At 72.1% G+C, this 20,636-nt stretch carries 18 protein-coding genes and 2 pseudogenes; 10 read left to right on the top strand and 10 right to left on the bottom strand.

What is annotated here, in order from left to right:
- The first annotated feature begins 54 nt into the window (after positions 1-54).
- The 4 genes from ABZ567_RS25595 to mscL all read left to right on the top strand — a co-directional run bounded on the left by ABZ567_RS25595 (position 55) and on the right by mscL (position 2,767).
- Complete coding sequence (locus ABZ567_RS25595) at positions 55-378, top strand: FmdB family zinc ribbon protein (RefSeq protein WP_360793825.1); 324 nt, start codon at positions 55-57, stop codon at positions 376-378.
- Between the two features lie 81 nt (positions 379-459).
- On the top strand, positions 460-1,305 hold the full coding sequence (locus tag ABZ567_RS25590; RefSeq protein WP_360793823.1) for an S-methyl-5'-thioadenosine phosphorylase: 846 nt from the start codon (positions 460-462) through the stop codon (positions 1,303-1,305).
- 406 nt (positions 1,306-1,711) lie between these two features.
- Positions 1,712-2,116: a hypothetical protein gene (locus tag ABZ567_RS25585; RefSeq protein WP_360793821.1), complete on the top strand. Its 405-nt coding sequence runs from the start codon at positions 1,712-1,714 to the stop codon at positions 2,114-2,116.
- Positions 2,117-2,239: 123 nt separating this feature from the next.
- The gene (gene mscL, locus ABZ567_RS25580) at positions 2,240-2,767 is read left to right on the top strand and encodes a large conductance mechanosensitive channel protein MscL (RefSeq protein WP_360793819.1); all 528 of its coding nucleotides are present in this window, start codon (positions 2,240-2,242) and stop codon (positions 2,765-2,767) included.
- A 19-nt stretch (positions 2,768-2,786) separates the two neighbouring features.
- Here the strand turns inward: mscL and ABZ567_RS25575 are convergent, their stop codons facing one another.
- The 7 genes and pseudogenes from ABZ567_RS25575 to ABZ567_RS25545 form a co-directional block, all read right to left on the bottom strand.
- Positions 2,787-3,002, bottom strand: coding sequence for a hypothetical protein (locus ABZ567_RS25575; protein WP_360793817.1), 216 nt, complete (start codon positions 3,000-3,002; stop codon positions 2,787-2,789).
- Positions 3,003-3,080: 78 nt separating this feature from the next.
- Positions 3,081-3,515, bottom strand: a complete 435-nt coding sequence (locus tag ABZ567_RS25570; protein WP_360793815.1) for a hypothetical protein — start codon at positions 3,513-3,515, stop codon at positions 3,081-3,083.
- Between the two features lie 61 nt (positions 3,516-3,576).
- Positions 3,577-4,173 (bottom strand): annotated as a pseudogene (locus ABZ567_RS25565) (Rieske (2Fe-2S) protein); the annotation flags it as partial.
- Positions 4,170-4,769: a 4Fe-4S dicluster domain-containing protein gene (locus ABZ567_RS25560; RefSeq protein ID WP_360793813.1), complete on the bottom strand. Its 600-nt coding sequence runs from the start codon at positions 4,767-4,769 to the stop codon at positions 4,170-4,172. The pseudogene ABZ567_RS25565 and the gene ABZ567_RS25560, both read right to left, overlap by 4 nt.
- Before the next feature lie 7 nt (positions 4,770-4,776).
- Positions 4,777-7,062, bottom strand: a complete 2,286-nt coding sequence (locus ABZ567_RS25555; RefSeq protein WP_360793855.1) for a molybdopterin oxidoreductase family protein — start codon at positions 7,060-7,062, stop codon at positions 4,777-4,779.
- Between the two features lie 146 nt (positions 7,063-7,208).
- Positions 7,209-8,360 carry an MFS transporter gene (locus ABZ567_RS25550; RefSeq protein ID WP_360793811.1) on the bottom strand — a complete coding sequence of 384 codons (1,152 nt, stop codon included), beginning with the start codon at positions 8,358-8,360 and terminating at the stop codon, positions 7,209-7,211.
- Between the two features lie 189 nt (positions 8,361-8,549).
- Positions 8,550-9,140, bottom strand: a pseudogene (locus tag ABZ567_RS25545) (pyruvate formate lyase family protein); the annotation flags it as partial.
- Between the two features lie 447 nt (positions 9,141-9,587).
- Here ABZ567_RS25545 and ABZ567_RS25540 point away from each other — a divergent pair.
- The 3 genes from ABZ567_RS25540 to ABZ567_RS25530 all read left to right on the top strand — a co-directional run bounded on the left by ABZ567_RS25540 (position 9,588) and on the right by ABZ567_RS25530 (position 12,819).
- Entirely contained in the window at positions 9,588-10,775 is a 1,188-nt protein-coding gene (locus ABZ567_RS25540; RefSeq protein ID WP_360793809.1) for a low temperature requirement protein A, read from the top strand.
- A 53-nt stretch (positions 10,776-10,828) separates the two neighbouring features.
- Positions 10,829-11,908: a P1 family peptidase gene (locus ABZ567_RS25535; RefSeq protein WP_360793807.1), complete on the top strand. Its 1,080-nt coding sequence runs from the start codon at positions 10,829-10,831 to the stop codon at positions 11,906-11,908.
- Between the two features lie 62 nt (positions 11,909-11,970).
- Entirely contained in the window at positions 11,971-12,819 is an 849-nt protein-coding gene (locus tag ABZ567_RS25530; protein ID WP_360793805.1) for a DUF6227 family protein, read from the top strand.
- An 86-nt stretch (positions 12,820-12,905) separates the two neighbouring features.
- Here the strand turns inward: ABZ567_RS25530 and ABZ567_RS25525 are convergent, their stop codons facing one another.
- Positions 12,906-13,994 (bottom strand): glycosyltransferase, encoded by a 1,089-nt coding sequence (locus ABZ567_RS25525; protein WP_360793803.1) that lies wholly within the window; start codon positions 13,992-13,994, stop codon positions 12,906-12,908.
- Positions 13,995-14,284: 290 nt separating this feature from the next.
- Here ABZ567_RS25525 and ABZ567_RS25520 point away from each other — a divergent pair, with 290 nt between their 5' ends.
- A complete protein-coding gene (locus tag ABZ567_RS25520) occupies positions 14,285-15,415 on the top strand; it encodes a hypothetical protein (protein WP_360793801.1) in 1,131 nt (376 codons plus the stop codon).
- A gap of 172 nt (positions 15,416-15,587) precedes the next feature.
- Here the strand turns inward: ABZ567_RS25520 and ABZ567_RS25515 are convergent, their stop codons facing one another.
- The gene (locus ABZ567_RS25515) at positions 15,588-17,126 is read right to left on the bottom strand and encodes an MFS transporter (RefSeq protein ID WP_360793799.1); all 1,539 of its coding nucleotides are present in this window, start codon (positions 17,124-17,126) and stop codon (positions 15,588-15,590) included.
- Between the two features lie 62 nt (positions 17,127-17,188).
- Here ABZ567_RS25515 and ABZ567_RS25510 point away from each other — a divergent pair, with 62 nt between their 5' ends.
- Positions 17,189-18,148: a transcriptional regulator gene (locus ABZ567_RS25510; protein ID WP_360793797.1), complete on the top strand. Its 960-nt coding sequence runs from the start codon at positions 17,189-17,191 to the stop codon at positions 18,146-18,148.
- A gap of 74 nt (positions 18,149-18,222) precedes the next feature.
- On the opposite strand, the gene ABZ567_RS25505 is transcribed toward ABZ567_RS25510, so the two are convergent.
- On the bottom strand, positions 18,223-19,224 hold the full coding sequence (locus ABZ567_RS25505) for a sigma-70 family RNA polymerase sigma factor (protein WP_360793795.1): 1,002 nt from the start codon (positions 19,222-19,224) through the stop codon (positions 18,223-18,225).
- 391 nt (positions 19,225-19,615) lie between these two features.
- Between ABZ567_RS25505 and ABZ567_RS25500 the strand changes: the two genes are divergently transcribed.
- The gene (locus tag ABZ567_RS25500; RefSeq protein ID WP_360793793.1) at positions 19,616-20,629 is read left to right on the top strand and encodes a questin oxidase family protein; all 1,014 of its coding nucleotides are present in this window, start codon (positions 19,616-19,618) and stop codon (positions 20,627-20,629) included.
- Positions 20,630-20,636 lie beyond the last annotated feature (7 nt).

The raw sequence follows: 20,636 nt of genomic DNA, 5'->3' as shown, positions 1-20,636 counted from the left end.
TCACTATGGACCGTCGTTAGCACTCGATGAGTGTGAGTGCCAGGAGGAAGACAAGTGCCGACCTACCAGTACCAGTGCACCGAGTGCGGCGAGGGCCTCGAGGCGGTGCAGAAGTTCACCGATGACGCGTTGACCGAGTGCCCCCAGTGCAAGGGCCGCCTGAAGAAGGTGTTCTCGGCCGTCGGCATCGTCTTCAAGGGTTCCGGTTTCTACCGGAACGACAGCCGCGGCTCGTCGTCCAGCAGCTCGCCCGCCGCGGCGAAGTCCACGACTCCGTCGTCCTCGACGTCGGACGCGAAGCCGGCCGCGTCGTCGACCGCGTCGTCCGCTTCCTCCTCCTCGGCGTCCTCGTCGAGCACCGGAAGCTCGGCCGCCTGACCATCGCTTTCCCCGAGGGCCCCGTCGCCGCGTGCGACGGGGCCCTCGGCGTCTTCGGACACCCCGCATAGGGTGAGCGGCATGGCGACCCACGACGCGTACGCGGACATCGGTGTGATCGGCGGATCCGGCTTCTACTCCTTCCTGGAGGACGTCACGGAGGTATCCGTCGACACCCCCTACGGCAGCCCGAGCGATTCCCTCTTCCTCGGCGCGGTCGCCGGCCGGCAGGTCGCCTTCCTCCCCCGGCACGGCCGGAGCCACAGCGTCCCGCCCCACCGCATCAACTACCGCGCCAACCTCTGGGCGCTGCGCTCCGTGGGCGTGCGGCAGATCCTCGGGCCCTGCGCCGTCGGCGGGCTGCGCGAGGAGTACGGGCCGGGGACGCTCGTCGTCCCCGACCAGCTCGTCGACCGTACGAAGGCACGGGCGCAGACCTACTTCGACGGGGAGCGGCGGGCCGACGGGGCCGTGCCCCGTGTCGTCCACGTGACCTTCGCCGACCCCTACTGCCCGGACGGGCGGCGGGCCGCGGTCAAGGCGGCCCGGGGGCGGGGCTGGGAGCCGGTCGACGGCGGCACGATGGTCGTGGTCGAGGGGCCCCGCTTCTCCACCCGGGCCGAGTCCCGGTGGCACGCGGCGGCCGGCTGGTCCGTCGTCGGCATGACCGGGCACCCCGAGGCCGTACTCGCCCGTGAACTGGGCCTCTGCTACACCTCGCTGGCACTCGTGACCGACCTGGACGCGGGCGCGGAGACGGGCGAGGGCGTCTCGCACACGGAGGTGCTGCGGGTGTTCGGCGAAAACGTGGGGCGGCTGCGGGAGGTGCTCTTCGACGCTGTGGGCGCCCTGCCGGCGACCGTGGACCGGGACTGCCTGTGCACCCACGCGCACGACGGTTGGAACCTGGGGATCGAGCTGCCGTAAACCCCCCTGCTGGGTGAGGGAGTTGTCCACAGGGCGGGGGTGGTCCCCAGGGCGGAGCGGGGCCACGGCGAGGCCGGGACAGTGGGAGCGCACGCCACACCCCGACCAGGACGGGCGGTACTCCGCGATGACGACTCGTTTCCCTTCCCCCGAAGCCCCTGCCGCTTCCCTCGGCTCCGTTGTTTCCGCTGTGGGCCTCTCCGGCTCCTCGACCGACTCCGCCGTCCTCGGCGCTCACCCCGTCGGCTCCTCCGTTGTCTTCGCTCACCCCGCCAGTCCCTCTGTTCTCTCCGCTCGCCCCTTGGTTCCTGCGCCGTGTGCGGTGCCCGCCTTCGAGCCCCTTCGGGTACGGGGCGCCCGGTGGCGGCTGCGGAGGGCGTGGCGGCGGGGGCGGTGGGCTCCGGTGATGCTGCTCGCGCTCGCGGCCGTCGCCCTCGCCTTCACGAGCGGATCCCCCGCGGCTCCCCAGCCGGGGGGCGAGGGCGCTCCGGTCTCCACGGTCGCCGCTCGCGCGCGGCCGCCCGTCGCCGTGCGTCCGGTGTCCGCTCCGGTACGGATCGCCGACGCCGCGACCGTACGGCTGTTGCGCCCGGGTGACCGGGTCGACGTCATCGCCGCCCCCAACTCGCCTCTGGGCACGGACGGTGAGGCCCGGGTGGTGGCGCGGGGCGCCCGAGTGGCCGAGGTGCCGGACCCCGGCGAAAGCTCATCGGACGGAGGTGCGCTCGTCGTCCTGTCCGTGCCGCGGTCGACGGCGGCGGAACTCGCCGGTGCGGGTGTCACCTCCCGGCTGGCGGTGACGGTGTGCTGATTCGCACGGACAACCTGTCAAGTCACCGTCCCGTGTGTACGGATTGGACGCCCCCGCGCCGGGCGCGGCCTAATGACACGGCAAGCACCGCACACAGCGACATGAGCGACGAAAGGCACCTTGGTGGCCGAGAACAAGGAAAGTTTGTTGGCAGGCTTCAAGGCCTTCCTCATGCGCGGCAACGTGATCGACCTGGCAGTGGCCGTCGTGATCGGCGCCGCGTTCACCAACATCGTGAACTCGGTGGTCAAGGGCATCATCAACCCGGTTGTCGGCGCCTTCGGCACGAAGGACCTGGAGAGCTACGCGTCCTGCCTGAAGAACCCCTGCCGGGTGGTCGGCGGGGAGATGCAGGGCATCCAGATCCAGTGGGGTCTGGTCCTCAGCGCGGTCCTGAGCTTCCTGATCACCGCCGCGGTCGTCTACTTCCTGATGGTCCTGCCGATGGCGAAGGTCCTCGCGAAGCGCGCAGCGCACGACAAGGCGCGGCAGGGCGTCGCGGAGACCATGGAGATCACCGAGCTGGAGGTCCTCAAGGAGATCCGCGACCACCTGGTCGCCCAGCGCGTCCCGCTCACGACGACGGGAGCGGGACCGAATCCCAACGGGTCGGGCTCCGGCGCCGCCTCGGGGACACACTCCACCTCCTGACCGGCATCGCATGCCGGGTTCAGAGGTGGTGCGGCGGCTTCTCGTCGAGGAAGCGCGCGAGGTCGGAGGCGCTGTCGCCGCCGGCCGGAGGCCGCTCGCCCCACCCACGGTCCGTGTCGTCCGCGGACTGCTGGTCCAACGGATCGTCGAAGACGAGTACCGGCTTCTTCTCATCGGTGGGATGCGGGCCGGACCGCTTCGCGTCTCGCGGGCCGTGGGCGGGGGCGGTGCTCATACCTTCAGGGTACGCCCGCCGGACCGCCCCGGACCTTTCTGATCCACCGCCTCCGAGGCGCTGCCCACGGTGCTCCGCTCAACGGTCCTTCGGGTCCACCAGCCAGAGGCCGAGCACCACGAGGAACGACAGGACGAGGAAGCCCGCGCCCCACCAGGCGGTGCCGGTGTCGCCCGACATCCACTCCTCCACCACGATCGTCAGACCCCAGAGCTGGCCGATGACGACGCTGAGCGCCAGTGCCAGACGGGCCGACAGCCTCGCGGAGCGTTCCGGTTCCTGTTCCGTGCCGGCGCCCGGCCCCGGCCCGGTGTGCCGGATACGGGGATCGCCGTACCCGCTGGTGGGGCGGATCTGCGGATACCGCTCGCGCACGGGCCGGTTCAGGCGCGGCTGCGCACTGCCGGGGGTGTACGCGGGGGGCCGCGGGGTGTCCGGGGCGGGTTCGGGAGTCCCGGGGGTCCGGGCGGGTTCGGGGGGCTCCTGGTCGTGGGGGAAGGGGGTCTCCGTCATGAGCGCTCGCTCCTCTCCACCGGTTCCCGGCCGGGGCTCCGTCACCGAAGCCGGGACAGCCCGGACGGTCGTCGCCGTTCTGGCGGCAGAAGCCCTCGACTGCGCTCTCCCCCGAGCGGGCGGTGCCGACCGCCCAGACGCTGCCGTCGACCTGTTCGACGAGCAGCACCTTCGGCAGGCCCCTCGGCGGTGGGCCGGCGGCGACCTCTCCCGTACGGGCGTCGAAGATGCCCTCGTGGCAGGGGCAGTACAGCTCGCCCTCACTGCCCCGCTCCTTGCGCCACAGCACGGCGCAGGCGAGGTGGGTGCAGACGGCGGAGTAGCCGGCGAGGGTGCCGTCCTCCATGCGGACGGCGATGGCCCGGTCCTCGGCGCCCGGGTAGCGGAAGGCGAGCGACTCCCCCGGTTCGATCCGGTCGGCGACCTTCTTGACCTCGGTCGCGCCCTCGGCGTCGCCGTGCCGGTGGAGGATGCCGGAGGCGACGGCGACACCGCCGACGGCGAGACCGCCGGAGACGGTCGCGACGATCCGCAGGTAGTCGCGGCGGGTGGTGAGGGAGTCGGCGGCGATCCGGTCGTGGAGCGCCTCCTTGGCCGCGTCGGCGTCGGCGAGGGCGCCGGCGTCCGAGGTCGGCGGCTGGGGGTCGGTGACGCTCAACGGACATCCCTTCCATTGATCTCGACGACGGGAAGCCCGCCGGGGACCGGCCACTGGACCTTGTCGGCGGGGACCACCATCGCCACTCCGGTGGAGACGGTGGTGGTGCCGAAGGTGAAGGAGTCGGCCACCTGGACGCCGGGGCGTTCGGCCCGGAGCTCGTCGAGGGTTCCGTAGAAGAGGGCGCCGGTGGGGCAGACGGTGGCGCACATCGGGGCGAGGCCGTAGGCGGTGCGGTCGTAGCAGAGGTTGCACTTCATCTGCAGCTTCGCCTGGAGGTCGATCTTGGGGACGCCGAAGGGACAGGCGTTGACGCAGTTGGCGCAGCCGATGCAGCGGGTGGTGTCGGCCTGCTGCACGACGCCGTCGGCGGTCACCAGGATCGCGTCGGCGGGGCAGACCTCGGCACAGGGGGCGACGGGGTCCTCGCAGTGCATGCAGACGGTGGGAAGGGAGGCGACGGAGCGCCCCTCGTCGGGATAGTCCAGGTGGATCATCGACTTGCCGCGGTGCGAGTCGCATTCGCGGCAGGCGGAGACGCAGGCCTGACAGCCGATGCAGCGGCCCGGGTCGATGAAGATCGTGCGGCCCATCATGGGCGGATCAGCTCCTCTCCGCGGTGCCGCGGCCCTGGGGGGAGGTGGGGGGCAGCGGGTCGGTGCGGGAGACCTGGGTCTCGGGGTAGGCCCGCCGGCCGGGGGCGGTCGGTGGGGCGGGGACCTCGTCGATGTGCGGGGCGGCCTCGATGCGGGCGGCGCAGACCTTGTACTCCGGGATCTTGGAGCGCGGGTCGAGGGCGTCGATGGTCAGGGCGTTGGCCGCGGTGGGGACCGGCCAGTGGTACGGGACGAAGACGGTGTCGGGGCGGATGGCCTCGGTGACGAGGGCCGGGAAGACCTCGCTGCCGCGGCGGGTGACGACGCGGACGGGGTCGCCGTTGCGGAAGCCGTGCGAGGGGTGGACCTCGACCCAGGGGCGCGGGGTCTGTTCGACGAGGGCGCCGAGGCGGCGGGTCTGGTTGCCGGAGAGGAAGTGGGCGACGGTGCGGCCGGTGGTCAGCGACAGGGGGTACTCCTCGCTGTACGGGTCCATCGGCGGGTGCCATTCGACGACCTGCAGATGGACCTTGCCGTCCGGGTGGTACGTGCGGCCGTCCTCGAAGAGGCGGGGGGTCCCGGGGTGCTCGGTGGTGGGGCAGGGCCAGGAGATCCCGCCGGTCTCCTCGAGGCGTTCGTAGGTGATGCCGTAGTAGTCGTTGACGGTTCCGGCGGAGGCGACGCGGAGTTCCTCGAAGACGGAGCGGGAGTCCGGGAAGTCGAACTTGTCGCCCGCGCCGAGCCGCCGGGCGAGTTCGCACATGACCCAGGTGTCGGTGCGGACGCCGGCGGGCGGTTCCTGGGCCTTGTTGTGCTTGACGACGCGGGCCTCGGCGTTGGCCATGACGCCTTCGTCCTCGGCCCAGACGGTGACGGGGAAGACCACGTGCGCGTTGGCCGCGGTCTCGGAGAGGAAGAAGTCGAACTGGGCGTGGAACTCGAGGGTGTCGTAACCGTCCTTGACGGTGGCGTAGTTGGGCAGCGAGACGAAGGGGTTGTTGCAGATGCCGACGAGTCCGCGGATCTCCTTGCGCTGCATCTGCCAGACCATCTCCATCATGGAGGTCCCGGCGGGCGGCAGCTCGGTCTCGGCGATGCCCCAGATCTCGCAGATCTGGCGACGGTGCTCGGGGTTGGTGATGGAGCGGCCGCCGGGCAGGAGGTCGGACTTCTGACCGTGCTCGCGACCGCCCTGGCCGTTGCCCTGGCCGGTGATGGTGCCGTATCCGGCTCCGGGCCTGCCGATGTTCCCGGTGGCCACGCACAGGTTGATGATGGTGAGGCAGTTCTCGACGCCCTGGGAGTGGTGCTCGACGCCGCGGGCGTGCCAGGCCATGGCCCTGCCGGCGCCGGCGAACGTGCGGGCGACCTGGACGATCTGCTCCTCGGGGACGCCGCAGATCCGGGCGGCGCGGGCGGGCGGGTAGTCGGCGACGGTCTTCTTCACCTCCTCCCAGCCGGTGGTGTGGGCGGCGAGGTACGCCTCGTCGGTGAGGTTTTCGGCGACGACGACGTTCAGGACGGCGTTGAAGAAGGCGGAGTCGGTGCCGGGCTTGAGGGCGACATGGATGTCGGCGGTACGGGCGACGGCGGTCTCGCGGGGGTCGATGACGATCAGGGTGGCGCCCCGGTCGCGGGCTCCCCACAGGTACTGGGTCATCACGGGGAAGCACTCGCCGACGTTGGAGCCCGCGATGAGGAGGCAGTCGGTGAGGAGGATGTCGGAGAAGGGGTTGCCGGCGCGGTCGATGCCGAAGGCGAGTTTGTTGGCTCCGGCGGCGGAGACCATGCAGAGGCGGCCGTTGTAGTCGACGTGCCGGGTCCGGAGGGCGACCCGGGCGAACTTGCCGACGAGGTAGGTCTTCTCGGAGTAGAGGCTGGCGCCGCCGAGGAGACCGAAGGAGTCGTTGCCGTACTCGCCCTGGATGCGGCGGATCTCGGCGACGGTGTGGTCGAGTGCCTCGTCCCAGCCGACCTCGCGGAACTCCTCGTCGCGGTTCCGTCGCATGAGCGGCGCGGTGAGCCGGTCGGGGTGGTTGACCTGCTGGTAGGCGTTGATGCCCTTGGGGCAGAGGCGCATCCGGTTGATGTCGTGGTTGCGGGGTTCGACGCCGAAGACCTTGCCGCCGCGGTCGACCCGGAGGTACATGCCGCACTGGACTCCGCAGAAGCAGCAGTGGGTGGGGACGAGGGTCTCGCCGTTCTGGTCGGCGTGCCAGCGGTCGGCGGGGATGCCGCCGGCGTCGCGGAAGGCGCGGGTGCCGGGCGGGGCGAGGGAGGGGTCGAGCGGCAGCGTCGCCCGGCCGCGGGCGGCCGCGGGTCGGGAGCCGGGGTCGGTCACGGGGCCGGTCCCGGGGTCGGTCGCGGGGCCGGTCCCGGGGTCGGTCGCGGGGCCGGTTCCGGGGTCGGTCGCGGGGCGGGGCGCCGGGTCGGTCGCGCTCACTTGAAGCCCTTCTTCACGTGGTCGAGGTAGGCGGTGCCGCGCAGGACGCGCTTGCAGCGGGGGCAGTACTCGGCCCAGTCGTCGAAGCCGAGGTCGAGGTCGCGCATGGTGCCCCTGAGGTTCTCCACGTACGGGGCGGTGTCGATGGGCTCGTGGCAGCGGCGGCAGCCGAGCACCTCCTCGTCCTTGCGGCGGGAGGTGTACTTGAAGAGCTGCATGCCGACGGCGGCGGGCCGCTGCACGATGTGGAAGAACTTCCCGAAGGGGATGTAGATGAGGGTGAAGACGACCGACACCATGTGGAGGATCGCGAGGAACTCGTAGCCCCCGCCGTGCAGGAAGATCGACGAGAAGGTGAGCAGGAGCCCGGTCACGGAGATGACGATGAGGGCGATCAGCGGCACCAGGTCGTAGGCGAAGCGCTGGCCGGTCATGGCTCCGCGGTCCTTCATGCGGCGCCAGAGGAAGTAGGCGGCGCCTGCGATGACGAGGACGGCGGCGATGTCGAGGCCGTGGAACATGAGCCAGCCGAGGAGGCTGAGGGCGTCGAAGCCGACGACCTTGAGTCCCCAGATCCGCATCTCGTAGCCGGGGCCCGAGCCGGTGGAGGAGGTGAAGGTGAACCAACCCCAGGTGAGCGGGAAGGTGATCGCGGCGGCGAGCAGGCAGCCCCAGAAGATGAGCTGGTGGGCGGCCCAGCGGGCGTGGGAGCGGGCGCCGAGGAACTTCTGGAAGCCCAGGTAGGTGGCGATCATCCGGGGCAGGGCGGTGGGCGCCCTGCGGAAGTTCCCGACGGAGAAGAAGGAGCGCCAGCCCTGCTTGAAGAGGCGGCGGGCGCCGGGGGCCGAGACCCACACGGTGTAGCGGTGGGCGACGCCGAAGGCGAGGAACACGGTGGCGACGGCGTAGGGCAGGAGGGCCGAGTCGAAGTCGCGGAGCAGACGGCTGCCGAAGACGATCGCGAGGATCAGCAGGACGGAGACGACGGTGCCCGCGAGGACGGCGCGGCGGCGTACGGCGGCCGGGGTCTGCGGCGGGGGTCCGACAGCTGCCGGTCGCCCCTGGGCCGGGTCGCCCGCGACGGGGACGCCGGGGTCCCGGTCGCCCGGCGGGGGTGTCGGATCGACTGTCTGCGGTGGCTCGGTCACGCGGCCACGGTAAGGCTATACGGGCCCCTTTGCCTGTTTTGCACCGCTCTGATGTAGGGGCGTCGTTCAGACGGCGTTCAGGCCGTGGGAGCGGAAGACCTCGCGGACCCGGGCCACTTCCTCGGGGCTCGGGGACGGGGTGTCGTGCAGGGTGAACGGCTTGGCGAGTGCTTGCCACTTCGCTTCGCCCTCGATGAGGCGGTCGACGCCGTAGAGGGCGACCCGGCGGTAGTCGCCGATGATGCGGCCGCGGCCGTAGGCGTCGGGGAGGCCGGTGACGACGCCGGCCTTGCGGGCGGCGCGGATCTCGGGGGTGTACGCGTCGAAGACACCGGCGTTGTGGGTCTCGCGGTACTCGGTGAAGACCTTCTCCAGGTCCTCGGAGACCGGGTAGCCGTAGGTCTCCAGGGCTCCGGCGACCATGCGCCATCCGCCGTTCGGCATGATCGCGCGCTTCAGCGGCGCGTCGGTCTGGAGGCCGACGATCAGCTCCTTGTCGCGGTCGATCCAGCCGGGGGCGTGGGCGGTGATGGTGGAGGGCACGTCGTACGACACGTCGTGGACGCCCTTGGCGCGCTCCTCGGGGAGCCCGTCCGTGACGGCCTTCCACACGGCGGTGGTCCGCTCGGTGGGACCCGCGAGGAACGAGTCGTCGCCTTCGTACGGCGTGTGGTTCTGCTGGATGAAGTCGCGGACGTCGACGGCGTCCCGCCAGAGCCCGCCCTCGAAGCCCTTCCAGGCCCGCCCGTTCACCGTTGCCTCAGCAGGTGTGGCAGTCATCGCCCGCACCGCCTTCTTCGCATCGTTCGATCGGCTTTTCGCTTGTCTCCATTGCACGCCCTCCGAGCGGTCGTCCCGCTCGGCGATGGTCACCACTCGGCGGTCCTAGGTCCCTTTCCCGGCATGCGAAAGGCCCCGCCGGGCGGCTCCTTTCGGTGCGCGGGAGAGGTGGGCGAACGGATGGTTCAGCTGGGGGCCTCGGCGTCCTTGCGGGCGTAGAACCACCAGGTCACGACCATGGGCGAGGTGAGTGCCGATGGTCGCCGGACCGACGGCCCTAGGTCCGCCCCTCGGACGGGACCAGGTCCCGTCATCGGCGGGCCGGAGGGACCGGGAGCGCGCCCACGCGCGCGCGTGGCGGGCCTGTGGCCACCAGGTGGGGCCGCTCAGGTGCCGTACCGCGCGCCACGTGAACCGTAGGGTCTCCGGCTCTGATGTGCTAGGGTCATGACACGACCGTTCCTCCCCCTCACCGCGCGCTCCCGTACGGAGTCCCACCGGGCCGCCACGCCCCTGGAGCTCTTCTTCGACCTGTGCTTCGTCGTCGCCGTCGCCCAGGCGGGGGCGCAGCTCGTGCACGCGGTGGCCGAGAACCACACCGGTGAGGGGATCATCAACTACGCGATGGTCTTCTTCGCCATCTGGTGGGCGTGGATGAACTTCTCCTGGTTCGCCTCGGCTTACGACAACAACGACGTCCTCTACCGGATCGTCACCCTCGTCCAGATCGCCGGTGTCCTCGTCCTCGCCGCCGGTGTCTCGCGGGCCTTCGAGGAGCACGACTTCCTCGTCGTCTACCTCGGCTACCTCGTCATGCGGCTCGCGCTCGCCACCCAGTGGCTGCGCGCCGCCCACCACGCCGCCGACCGGGCCGAACGGACGATGTGCCGACGGTACGCGGGCGGAGTCGTCGCCTGCCAGGTCGGCTGGCTCGCGCTGGTCCTCGCGCCGGAGGCGGCCCGCCCCTGGGTGTTCCTCGTGATGGCGCTGGTCGAGATGGCCGTACCCCTGTACGCGGAGAAGGACGCTCCCAGTACCTGGCACCCGCACCACATCGCCGAGCGGTACGGCCTGTTCACCATCATCGTCCTCGGTGAGACCGTCGCGGCGGCGACCGTCGCCGTCAAGTCCGGCATCGTCGAGAACGACGCCCTCGGTGAACTGCTGCCGATCGCCGCCGGCGGTCTGCTGCTCGTCTTCGCCGCCTGGTGGATCTACTTCGTCGCCCCCGCCCACGACCGGCTGACGTCGAGCCGCCAGGGCTTCCTGTGGGGCTACGGCCACTACGTGATCTTCGCGTCGGCCGCCGCCGTCGGCGCGGGCCTGGAGATCGCCGTGGAGCAGGCGGTGGGCAAGGCGCACATCTCCACGTTCGCCGCCTCCGCGTCGGTGACGATCCCGTCGGCCGTCTTCCTGCTGTCCGTGTGGCTGCTGCACGCCCGCTACTTCAAGGTCGGCCTCGCGCAGCAGCTCGTCCTGCCCGTCTCGGCGTGCGCGATCCTGCTGTGCACCTTCGCGGGTCACTGGGCGGTCCTGGCCGCCGGCCTCGTCGCGGCGGCCACGGTCGCCGTGGGAGTGACCCTCACGGCCCGCAACCCGGCCACGAGGGCGGACGCGGGAGCGGCGACCGGCTGAGCCCGGACCCGTTCCCCGTAGTAGGCACCCGACGCCCGTGGTAGGGAGGGGACATGACACAGCCCGAGGGGACGAACGGCCGCGACTCGATCACCGATGTCGGCGGACTGCGCGTGGGGCACGCGCGCGTGGACGGGGCCGGGGCGCTCAGTGGCACCACGGTGGTGCTCGGGCCCGAGGGCGGGGTCGTCGCCGCCGTGGACGTACGGGGCGGGGGCCCGGGGACGCGGGAGACGGACGCCCTGGACCCGAGGAACGTCGTCCAGCGGATCGACGCGGTCGTCCTGACCGGCGGCAGCGCGTACGGTCTGGACGCCGCCGCGGGGGTGATGGCCTGGCTGGAGGAGCGGCGCCGGGGCGTGCGGGTGGGCCCTGATCCGTCCCATGTGGTGCCGGTGGTACCCGCCGCGTGCGTCTTCGACCTGGGCAGGGGCGGCGACTTCACCGCCCGGCCGGACGCGGCGACGGGACGGGCGGCGGTCGAGGCTGCCGACGCGAGCGGCGACCACGCGCGCGTGGGAACGGGCGCGGTCGGCGCGGGCACGGGCGCGGTGGTCGGCGGCCTCCGGGGCGGGGTGGGCACGGCGAGCACGGTCCTGGCGTCGGGGATCACGGTCGGCGCCCTCGTGGTGGTGAACGCGGTGGGCTCGGCCGTCGACCCGGCCACGGGCGCGCTGTACGGGAGTTACCACGCCGACGGCGGCCCGCCGGCCCCTCCCGACCCGGAGGTGCACGAGGCGGCGGCACGGCGTCTCGCGCAGGCGCGCGCGGTGAGCGCACCTCCCCCGCTGAACACCACGCTGGCCGTCGTCGCGACGGACGCGGTGCTGACCCGGGCCCAGGCGCAGAAGGTGGCGGGCACGGCACACGACGGCATCGCGCGGGCGCTGCGCCCGGTACACCTGATGAACGACGGCGACACCGTCTTCGCCCTCGCCACCGGGGCGCGGGAACTGCCGGAGGAGCCCGGTCCGCTCGCCCTGAACGAGATCCTGGCGGCGGGGGCGGACCTGGTGACCCGGGCGATCGTGCGGGCGGTGCTCGCCGCTCCCGGCGGCCTGCGGGGGCCCGGCGGGGACTTCCCCTCGTACGCTGAGCTGTACGGTCCGGGGGCCGGTCCGTACTCCCGGTGAGCGGACGGCAGTTGGGGGGAACTTCCCGCCAGCACCCTTCGTTTTCCCGAACCCCGGACACGATGTCAGACCCAGGGACTACGTTAAGCAAGCACCAAGTGACATGCGGCGACGGCCTGGAGACCCTCTTGAACGATCCGCTGGATCCTCACGATCCCTTCGAGACGACCGAGACGCACCTCGAGCGGCTTCTCGGCCGGGCGCTCAACTCCTTCGACCTGCCCGACTCGACCGTCGAGCGCCTCGGCACGGCGCTCGCCCACTCCAGCGCGCTGCACTCCTCGCACCACAGCGCGTCGCTGCACCGCTCCACCTACCGCCACACGTATCTGCTCAGCGACGGCAGCGCGCTCTCCCTCTGGGAGCTCACGCACAACGCCGGCCGGGACGGCGCCGAGCAGCACGAGCTGTACGCCGAGGAGGCGGAGGCCCGGCTCGCCGCCTCCCGCCTCCCGTCCGGGTCGCTGCCCGGCTGGAGCGCGGAGCGTTCCGACGGCAGCGCCCTCGACGGGACCGAGGACGACGACATGGCGCTCTTCGGCGCCCTGCGCGCCCGCCCGATACCCGCCCAGCCCCGGATGTACGTGCCGGACGACTCCGCCGACCACGCGCGCCGCGTCCTGCGGCGCGCGGAGAACGCGGACCGGCCGGGCGAGCGGACGGCCCGCCGGCTCCGGCTGGCCTTCGCCCACCACATCACCCAGGCCTTCGGACGCCATGGCCCCACGGAGGGTGGCCGGGACGCCGGCTTCACGCTCTACGAGCACCAGTTCCTGCTGCTCGACGGCAGCGAGGTCAGCCTCTGGGAGGTGGAGCACACGTCGACGCCGGACGGCCGGCACATGTGCGAGGTGTACGAGTCCGAGAGCGTCGCCCGCGCCGCGATGGAGTCCCGCTCCCGGGTCCGCTGACACCCCTCGCGCACGGCCGTGGCCGCCGGCAGCCCGCGCGCGTGCGTGGTGGGGCGCGCGTCCCCGTACCGGTCCGCCTCCCGGGGTCAGACCGGTGTGGGGACGGCGCCCTCGGCGAGGCGGTCGGCGGCGAACCCGCGGTTGGCGCGGGTCTGTTCGCGGTACGTCTCGGGCAGGTCGGGCAGGGCGAGCAGCCGGTCGCAGGCGGCCAGCGACGCGGCGTGGTCGCCCACCCAGTACGCGGTGATCGAGTACTCGAAGAGCAGCCCCCACTGGTACACCCACGGCTGGGTGAAGAGGAGGTCGTCGGGGTGCTCCCGGTCCAGGACGGCACAGACGATCGCGTGGGCGGCCCGGTAGCGGCCCAGCTTCCTCAGCCGCGCCACCAGCTCGTAGCAGGCTTCGAGGCGCCCCGGCCGTGACTCCCAGGCGCGGGAGAGGGCGTCCATGGCGGCGGGCCAGTCACCGGCCTCGGCGCGCAGGACACCGGACTGGAGCAGCGCGTAGTAGACCTCCTCGCCCCAGCCGCCCATGGCCGCGCGCCGCTCGTAGAGGGCGACGGCCTCGTCGCGGCGGCCCATGTCGCGCAGGGTCTGCGCGAGGTAGAAGACCGTGCGGGGGTTGGTCGGGTCCCGGTCGAGCTCGGCGCCCAGGAGCCGGGCGTCGCGCTCGAACTTGTCGTGCCGGGAGCCCCCGTCGGCGTAGTCCTCGATGACGAGGGCGTCCAGGTTCTCCTGGACGTGGTCCCGGTCGGCCGTCAGGTACTCATGGGTGACGCCCTCGTACCGCCAGGGCAGGTCGCCCCTGACCAGGCGTTTGATGCGGTATTGGAGGGCGCCCTCGTGGCGGAGCATGTACGCGTCGGCGGTCAGCGCGGGCAGCGGGCCCTCCTGCCGGAGGACGTGGTCGGCGTCGAGGAGCAGCAGGTGCTCGGCCCGGCCGCGGGCGTGCGCGATGTTCAGGCTGCGGTTGTGGCCGAAGTTCACCCACGGTTCCTCGCGCAGTTCGCCGGGGATGCCGGCGAGGGCGGTCCGGATCAGCTCCTGGGTGCCGTCGGTGGACCCGGTGTCGGAGATGACCCAGGTGTCCACGAGACCGCGGACGGAGGCGAGGCAGCGCTCGATGACGGCGGCCTCGTTCTTGACGATCATGCACAGGCAGATGGACGGCTGCACGGCAACACCACTTCCGGTGGGGGCGCGAGGAGCGGGTGGGTGGAGCGATCGGGGGGCGACCCTACGGAGGGCCCGCCGACGCGGTCGGGCGGCGCGCCGTCGGGCCGTCCGAAGTTCGCCGTGGCGTACGCAGCCATTCGGTTGTCCGCGATAGGCCATGGCGTTGAGAGTGCCGCGAGACCGTCAAGACCGGGCCTGCGCGATCCGATGATCCGATTGTGGGAGCGCTCATCGCTCCCCTCTCGATCTCGCTCACACCGGCCATGAAGCCGGTGGAGGAAGGAGCATGCATGCGTCCTGATGCCAGGACCCGGTCCAAGCTCGGTCCCCTGCCCCGACGTCGCTCATGGCTCGGCGGCGGCGCCGCCGCCTCGCTCACCCTCGTGCTCACGGGCTTCGCGTCACCGGCGGTGGCCGGCACGTGGGAGGACGCCCCCCGTACGACGATCGCGGGGCCGTCCACGGGCGACCACTGCGAGGAGCGGCCGCCGCACCACCCGGACGGCCCGCCCCCGCACCACCCGGACGGCCCGCCGCCGCACCACCCGGACGGGCCGCCGCCGTGGGAGCACCAGAACGGCCCGCGTCACATGGGCCAGGACGGGTCGGCGCCGACCGGTGACCTCCAGGCGTTCCTGGACGAGCGGATCAGGCCCCTGGTCGAGGGCCCGCGGTACCGGACCCTGCCCGCGGAACCGGCCGGCGGGGACGAGTGCCCGGTGGGTCCGACAGGCCCGACAGGCCCGACCGGACCGCCCGGTCCCGAAGGCCCGACGGGCGACACGGGCGCTACGGGTGCGACCGGGGCGACCGGTCCGACCGGTCCGACCGGTCCCACGGGAGCGACCGGGCCGACCGGCGCCACGGGCGCGACCGGAGCGACGGGCGCCACGGGAGCGACCGGCGCGACCGGGCCCACGGGGCCCGTCGGCGCCACAGGTGCCGCGGGTGTCACAGGAGCCACGGGAGCCACGGGAGCCACGGGCGCCACCGGAGCCACCGGCCCCTGCTCCGACATCGACGCGTTCAGCCACTCGAACAACGAGGACTTCCAGGCGGTGCTCACCGGCGGCAAGGCCTTCGTCGGGAAGGCGAGCGTGCTGGGCGGGACGATCGCCTGGCAGGACCTCACCAACGCCGTCGCCACCATGACGGACCCCGCGAACGCCAACTACCCGACGGGCGTCTGCGCCATCGCCATCGAGGCCAGGGGCAGCGACGCTTTCGTCAAGGTCGTCACGACCGGCGGCCAGGTCTGGCAGACGCACGGCGACCTCATGAGCAACACCTTCGTCTGGGACGAGGGCTGGTTCCAGCAGTCGACGCCCACCCCGCTGGCCCTCCGCGCGAACAAGTTCACGCGCGCGTTGCCTTCCGGTGCGGCGCGGAACCTCGCCCTGCCGGAGGCGGCACGCCCCTGACGGGCTGATCCGGCCATGCCGAAGGGCCCTGGTCACGGGAATCCTCCCGCGACCAGGGCCCTTCGGACCGTTCAAGGCTTCGGACCGTTCAAGACTTCGGACCGTTCATGGCCTCGGACCGTTCAAGGCCCTTCGGCCCTACCGTCGGCTTCGGCCCTGTCGTCGGCGGACCTCAGTGCGTCAGCACCGGCTCCTTCTCGACCACGACGCCGGCGTCACCCTCGTCGTCGCCGCCGCCCTCCAGGTGCTGCTTCGGCTTCGCCGGCAGGGCGAACATCACCAGGAAGATCAGGGCGAGCACGCCCGCGACCCAGCCCATCGCGTTCTGGAAGGCGTCCGTGAACGCCGCCCCCGCCTCGGCCGGGGACTTCGGGGCGGGCTTGCCGTCGATCACGCCGAAGAAGACCACCGACACCAGGCCGAGCCCGAGCGCGTTGCCCATCTGGCCCGTCGTGTTGATCAGACCGGAGGCCGAACCCGCGTGCTCCTTGGGCACGTCCGAGAGGACCGCGTCCGTCAGCGGCGCCACGATCAGACCCATGCCCAGGCCCATGACCACCAGCGGCGGGATCATCTGCCAGGACGTGATCCCGGTCCCGTATCGCCCGGCCTCGAAGAGGTAGAGCAGAACGCCCGCGACCATCGTCAGGGCGCCCGCCTGGAGCACCTTCCGGCCGAAGCGCGGCACCAGCTTCTGCACCGACATCCCCGCGGCCACCGACACCGCGATCGAGAACGGCACCCCGGTCAGGCCCGCCTTCAGCGCGGTCCAGCCGAGCCCGATCTGCATGTACAGCGTCCACACCAGGAAGAAGATGCCCATCACGACACCGAACGTGAGCTGCACCGCGATGCCCGCCGCGAAGCTCTTCACCTTGAACAGCGAGAGCTCGACGAGCGGCGACCCGTCCTTCTTCGTCTTGTACTTCTCGTACGCGACGAAGGCGCCGAAGACGACCAGGCTGCCGGCCATCATCAGGTGGCCCCACAGCGGCCAGTCCAGCTCACGACCGCGCGTCAGCGGGTAGATCAGCATCAGCAGCGCGCCCGTCACCAGGAGCACGCCGACCATGTCGAGGCGGAGCGCCTTCGGCGCCTTCGACTCGGTGATGAACTTCCGGCCGAGGAGCAGACCCGCGATGCCGACCGGCAGGTTGATGAGGAAGATCGGCCGCCACTCGAGGCCCGCGATGTTCCACTGCGTGAGCAGCGCGCCGAGCAGCGGTCCCGAAACCGCGCCCAGGCCGATGATCGCGCCGAACATCCCGAAGACCTTGCCGCGCTCGTGCGCCGGGAAGGTGACGTGGATGATCGACAGGACCTGCGGCACCATCATCGCGGCCGCCGCGCCCTGGAGGAGCCGGGAGGCGACCAGCATCTCCGGGTTGGCGGCGAAGCCGCAGAGCGCGGACGCGACGGTGAAGCCCGCCGTGCCCAGGAGGAAGAGGCGCTTGCGCCCGTAGATGTCACCGAGCCGTCCGCCGGTGATCAGGCCCGCCGCGAAAGCCAGGGCGTACCCGGCGGTGATCCACTGGATGGCCCCGAAGGTGGCGCCGAGGTCCCGCTCGATGCTGGGGATCGCGATGTTGACGATCGTGGCGTCGACCAGGTCCATGAAGGCCGCGGTCATGACGATGGCGAGGGCGATCCAGCGTCGCTTGCCGCTCGTGTCGGTGGGGGCCGCGTCCGTGACGGCGTCGTGTGAACTCATACGAAGAAGATAGAAGTCATCTAGGCCAGCTCGTGACCTAGATCGGCCGCATCCTGGAAGACATGACGGACACCCCGGCACGACTCCTGAATCTGCTCTCGCTCCTCCAGACCCCGCGCGAGTGGCCCGGAAGCGAACTCGCGGAACGGCTCTCGGTCTCCCCGCGCACCATCCGCCGGGACATCGACCGGCTCCGTGACCTCGGCTACCCCGTGGAGGCGACACTCGGCGCGGTCGGCGGCTACCGGCTCGTCGCGGGCAGCGCCATGCCGCCGCTCCTGCTCGACGACGAGGAGGCCGTCGCCATCGCGGTCGGCCTGCGGGCCGGGGCCGGGCACGCGATCGAGGGCGTGGAGGAGGCGTCCGTACGAGCCCTGGCGAAGCTGGAACAGGTCCTGCCCGCGCGCCTCAGGCACCGGGTCTCCACCCTCCAGAACGCCACGATCCCGCTGACGCGCGGCGACGGGGCCACGGTCGCCCCGGCCACGCTCACCGCCCTCGCCGGCACGGTCACCGGCCGGGAGAAGCTCCGCTTCGGCTACCGGGCGGGCGACGGCGCGGAGACGAAACGCCTGGTCGAGCCCTACCGGCTGGTCTCCACCGGCCACCGCTGGTACCTCGTGGCGTACGACCTCGGGCGCGAGGACTGGCGCACCTTCCGGGTGGACCGGGTGAGCGAACCGCTCGCCACCGGGGCCCGCTTCACCCCGCGCGAGCTGCCCGCCGGTGACGCGGCGCAGCTCCTGCTGCGCTCCATGTCCCGCGCCCAGTCCGAAGTGGACCTGGACGTGTCCTTCGAGGCCCCGGCCGACTTCGTCACCGCGCGCCTCCCCTCCCACCTGGTGCCCACAGCGACGGGGCCCGCCACCTGCCGTCTCCGCACCCGTGCGACGGACTCGGTCGAGTGGCTGGCCCTCCGCCTGGCCCTGGTGGACGCCCCCTTCACGATCCACGGCCCCGCCGCCCTCCACGCCTACGTGGAGGACCTGGCGAGCCGCCTCGCGGCGTCGACGCGGGGGTGAGGAGCCCGGGGTCCCGGGAGTTCGCGGGAGTTCGCGGGTCCCGGGGCCTCGTCGGACCCGGGGCCCGGGGCCCGTCAGGCCACCGCGTCGAAGCCGGTGTCGCGGGCCATCTTCTTGAGTTCGAGCAGGGCGTGCTTCTCGATCTGGCGGATCCGCTCCCTCGTCAGGCCGTGCTGCTTGCCGACCTCCGTCAGGGTCCGCTCGCGGCCGTCCTCGATCCCGTACCGCATGCGGATGATCGACGCCGTCCGGTGGTCGAGCTTGCCGATGAGGTCGTCGAGCTCCTCGCTGCGCAGCAGCGTGAGCACCGACTGCTCCGGGGAGATGGCCGACGTGTCCTCCAGGAGGTCGCCGAACTGCGTCTCGCCCTGGTCGTCCACCGACATGTTCAGCGAGACCGGGTCACGCGCCCAGTCCAGGACGTCGATGACCCGCTCGGGGTTCGAGCCGAGCTCCTTGGCGATCTCCGCGGGCTCGGGCTCCCGGCCGTTCTCCCGGTTGAACTCGCGCTGCACCCGCCGGATCCGGCCGAGCTCCTCCACGAGGTGGACGGGGAGCCGGATCGTGCGGGACTGGTCCGCGATGGAGCGGGTGATGGCCTGGCGGATCCACCACGTCGCGTACGTGGAGAACTTGAAGCCCTTCGCGTAGTCGAACTTCTCGACCGCGCGCACCAGGCCCGCGTTCCCCTCCTGGATCAGGTCGAGCAGCGGCAGCCCGCTGCGCGGGTAGCGGCGGGCCACGGCCACCACGAGCCGCAGGTTGGACTTGATGAAGAGGTCCTTGGCACGTTCGCCCTCGGCGACCAGCGCTTCGAGCTCCTCGCGGCTCGCCCCGCCGGCCTCGGTCTGCACCTCGCCGTCCAGGACCTGCCGGGCGTACACACCCGCCTCGATCGTCTGGGAGAGCTCGACCTCCTTGGCGGCGTCGAGCAGGGGCGTGCGCGCGATCTCGTCGAGGTACATGCCGACCAGGTCGCGGTCGGCGATCTCCCCGCCCACGGCGCGAACGCTGCTTGCCCGTGCGGCCCCGCTCTTGGCGGAGGTCTGACGACGGGCGACGGCACGGGTTGCCATGCGAGCTCCCTTGCTGAGTAGGTCGCGACACCCTTACGGGTGCCCTGCATCCGACGGAAACAACGACTGGAATCAGGACAGAATTCCCACGCGGCACATGGATTTTCGAGATCATGCAGTATCCTGCGCGGCCACCGCCCCTTCGGGCATGGCGCCGGAACCCACGGAGGCGCAGGTCAGACCGGGCACGGAGGGTGATACGACGGCGCTCGCGGGGAGGCCGACCACACTGTCGTGAGACCGCGATCACATGCGCCGCCGTCTCTCCAGACGCCCGGACAGGTCAGCGGGTTGCCTGCTTCCCGCGCCGAGGCCCGGGTCGCCCTCCGCCTCGCGGACTAGGTCCCGCGCCCGTTACGTCGCAGCCCTCCCCCGCCCTAGCGTCCTCGGCATGAGCGACACCACCGGCACCCTGGACGAAGCACTCGAACGCCTCCACACCACCGGCCCCGAGCGCAACGGCTGGCTCACCAATCACGCCCCGATGGCCGTCGAGGCCCTGGTCCACCGCGGCCAGGCCCCGGCCGTGCACCGTTGGCTGGATCGCTACGCCCACAAACTGGAGGAGCTGCCCTCCCCTTCCCGCCCCGTCACGGCCGGCGACTGGCACGAGGCGCTCGGCGACCCGGCCCGGATCACCGACTGGACCCGCTTCTTCGGGCGCGAACTCGACGGGCGCCCCTGGCGGGAGGTCCTCGCCGAGTGGTGGCCCCGGCTGCTGCCCGGGATCGCGGGTGGAGCGACGCATCCCGTGATCCGTACCGGACATGCCGTACGCACCCTCCTGGCGTCCCCCGAGGCGGAGACGGCCCCGCGCCGCGCTGAACTCGCGCACGCCCTCGGCTACTGGGCGGCCCGCCACCAGCCGCTTCCGGCGCCCACCCCGCTGGCCGCGGCGCCCACGGCGGCGGCCGCCCTGGACGCCGTACCGCCGATTCCCGAGCAGGACGGCGGGATGCGAACGCGGCTCACCCGGCTGACGGGGTTCCCGGTGTGGGGGACGGCCCCGGATCCGGACACGGCACGGGCGCGGCTCGAGGAGCTGGTGACGGCCGCCACGCACCGGTACGCGACGCACGGCCATGGCGAGCCGATCATGCTGGTCCACGCGGCGACCGCGCCGAACGCGGTGCTGCGCTCCCTGCCCGCGCTCCCCCGCGAGCTGTGGGCGCCGAGCCTTGCGGCGGCGTGGACGGCGGCGGCCGCGGTGACCGCCGCGTACACGCCGGTGGAGGCGGCGCCCCACGCGCCCACGTCCCTCACCCCCGAGGAGGTCTTCGAGCGGGCGGCGGCCCACGGCGACGACCACACGATCAAGTTCACCGACACGGCGCTCGACGTGGCCGATCCGCTCGCGCTCGCGGCGGCCGTCCGGTCGGTCGAGCTGAACCCGCCGGTGTTCTGAAGCGCGA

It is taken from the genome of Streptomyces sp. NPDC016459, from assembly GCF_040632845.1.
Classification (GTDB): domain Bacteria; phylum Actinomycetota; class Actinomycetes; order Streptomycetales; family Streptomycetaceae; genus Streptomyces.
This window is presented reverse-complemented; position numbering and strand designations above follow the sequence as displayed.